Raw genomic sequence first — 2,532 nt, 5'->3', positions numbered from 1 at the left:
ACGGCGCAGGCCGGTCAGGCCGACGCGGGCCCGGATTCGCCTGCCGTTGCCGCGCCGCCTTCCGCCTTGCCCTCCGCTCCGCTGTCGCGCGAGGGCATCGTGGGCAACAGCCCGGCCCTTGATGCCGCGCTGGAACTGATGGCCGAGGCGGCGGCCAGTTCGGTCAACGTGCTGGTGCTGGGCGAAACAGGCACCGGCAAGGAACTGTTCGCCCGCGCCGTGCACCGCAACAGCGCGCGGGCTACGGGTCCGTTCGTCACCCTGGACTGTGCGTCGCTGACCGAAAACCTGGTGGAAAGCCAACTCTTCGGCCATGTACGCGGGGCCTTCACGGGTGCGGACCGCAGCCGCGACGGGCTATTGCGCCTGGCCCACGGGGGGACGTTGTTTCTGGATGAAATCGGCGACCTGCCCCTGTCCATCCAGGGGGCCTTCCTGCGGGCGCTGGAACTGCGGCGCTTTCGCCCCGTGGGCGCCAGCAGGGAAGTGGAGAGCGACTTCCGCCTGGTGGCTGCCACCAACAAGGATCTGCACGAAATGGTGCGGCTGGACATGTTTCGCAGCGACCTGCTGTACCGGCTGCGCGGCCTGACCATCACCCTGCCTCCGCTGCGTGAGCGCACGGAAGACCTGCCGGAGTTGTGCGCCTGGGCGGTGGACCGGTTCTGTCAGCGGCACGACCTGCCCCCCAAGTTTCCCGCCGAGGATTTTCTGGAAACCGTGGCCAGCTACCCGTGGCCGGGCAACGTGCGCGAACTGGTGCACGCCGTGGAGCGCGCCTGTGCAGCCGCCCGCGACGAAACCACCCTGTACGCACGGCAGTTGCCCACCGAGATCCGGGTGCGGGTTGCCCGCGACAGAATGGAAGGCCACGCGGCGGGGCTGGCGGAATGGGCGGGGTCGGCAGCCGCCCCGGCCACAGCCAGGCAGACAGGCATCCCCATGGCGGGGCACGTGGCGTTGCATCCCGCACCGGGCACTACGGAACGGGGGGCGACGGTTTCCGGGGCGGGCTGGCCTGCCGATGCCATGCATGAGTGGCCACAGCACGCCAACGGGGCAGGCATCGTTCCGGAATGGCCCGGCGCCGCCGCGCCCACCCTGCCGCAATTTTCCGGGTTGCAGGCCGTGGCCGGAGCGGAAAATGCACCCGGCGCGCCGGGTCTGCCTGGACAGGCGGCCAGCGACCAGCGGGGATTTGCGCCGGGCACATCCCCGCCCACCCTGCGCGCCCACAAGGCCGATGCGGAACGCGCCTACGTGGCCCGCCTGCTGACCCACTGTCGCGGCGACATCCGCGAAGCGGCGCGACTGGCCGACGTTTCTCGCGGGCACTTCTACGAACTGCTCAAAAAGCACGACCTCGGAAAAACCGACTGACCGAGCCCTTCGATGGCTGGCCGGACAAAACAGACGGCTGGCCAGGCAAGACGGGCAGGCAGACCGCACACGTACCAGCCCCCGCCGGATTCATCGCCGCGCCGCGCCCGCCATCCGGGCGCGGCGCAACGTTTCTCCCTTTCCGTCCTTTCGTCCCCCAGATCAATGACGACAAGCCCCCTTTCCGGCGCGGAGCGGGCAACCGGAAAGGGGGCAATACGGAGCCAGCCACGAGTGGGGGGAACCCGTGACGATGTTACGTTACGACCAATGGCGACAGTCATCCATTATTTTTACATCTTTTGCGTGAGACAACTTCAGATGCGGGAATATCGGAAAACAATAGCTGACACCCATTTTCCATGCACTGCAAAAGATGCGTGAAGCGATGACGCCGCTCCGCGCCCTCATTCCGCATGACATCAGGCGTTCTTCTTCGTCATGCGGCATAAAACTTTCGCATTTATCGCCCTCTCTCCGCGCACACTCCTGCCTGCATTCCAACCTCGCGCCCCCCCTGCCTGGCCGGTCAGATACCGGGCCAGGCACGATCCCTCAGGGCGAAATGACCAAAATTCTCCCAAAAACCTTCATGCCTTGCGACTAACCCTATTGCGCATGACGGCCAAAACAATGTAGTGTTACATGTAGTATCGCCGTAAAAGCAGAAAGTGCGGGTTTACCCGCGCCATGTTTTTTTGAAATCAATATGCGCTCTCCTATCCACGTGTCCGGTGGGGGGGCCAACGAGGAGGACTGTCATGAAGGAAAGGAAATCGCAAAAACGGCGCTGGCTCGCGTTCTGCGCGCTGGCGGCCGTGCTGGGGCTTGCGATCGGGGGGCCGGCGCAAGCGCAGGAAGTGACGCTGAAAGACTCGGTCGTCAACACCCTTGAAACGCATCCTCGCCTCAAGGCCTTCCAGGAAAACCGCCAGGCCGCCGAACACGACGTTGACCGCGCGCGTGCCGGCTGGTTCCCGCGCCTTGACGTGCGTGGCGGTGTGGGCGTGGAACAGTACAATGACGTAACCGTCCAGACAACCCCACCTTTTCAGGCGAGCGGTCATCAAGTAGACATCAGTGAACTGGCTTAGACCGGGTTGTTCTTTGACATGCCTTGCGGCAGCAGGGCCTTGAGGTCGTCCTGGCTGC

General features: G+C 65.0%; 2 protein-coding genes. Both read left to right on the top strand.

Annotation, left to right across the window (positions count from 1 at the left end; genetic code table 11):
• Positions 1-1,380, top strand: a 1,380-nt coding sequence (locus FVW27_RS12965; RefSeq protein WP_167125750.1) for a sigma 54-interacting transcriptional regulator, incomplete at its 5' end; no start/stop codon positions are given.
• A 761-nt stretch (positions 1,381-2,141) separates the two neighbouring features.
• A complete protein-coding gene (locus tag FVW27_RS12960; protein WP_243838432.1) occupies positions 2,142-2,474 on the top strand; it encodes a TolC family protein in 333 nt (110 codons plus the stop codon).
• Positions 2,475-2,532: the final 58 nt, after the last annotated feature.

Origin of the sequence: Nitratidesulfovibrio liaohensis, assembly GCF_011682075.1 — a bacterium.
GTDB classification, from domain to species: Bacteria; Desulfobacterota; Desulfovibrionia; order Desulfovibrionales; family Desulfovibrionaceae; genus Cupidesulfovibrio; species Cupidesulfovibrio liaohensis.
The sequence above is the reverse complement of the archived record's forward strand: the minus strand, read 5'-3'. Positions and strand labels throughout refer to the sequence as shown.

Bases quoted from the DNA above. Each gene is read 5' to 3' on its own strand.
- FVW27_RS12960 (WP_243838432.1), top strand. From the start codon at position 2,142: ATGAAGGAAAGGAAATCGCAAAAACGGCGCTGGCTCGCGTTCTGCGCG.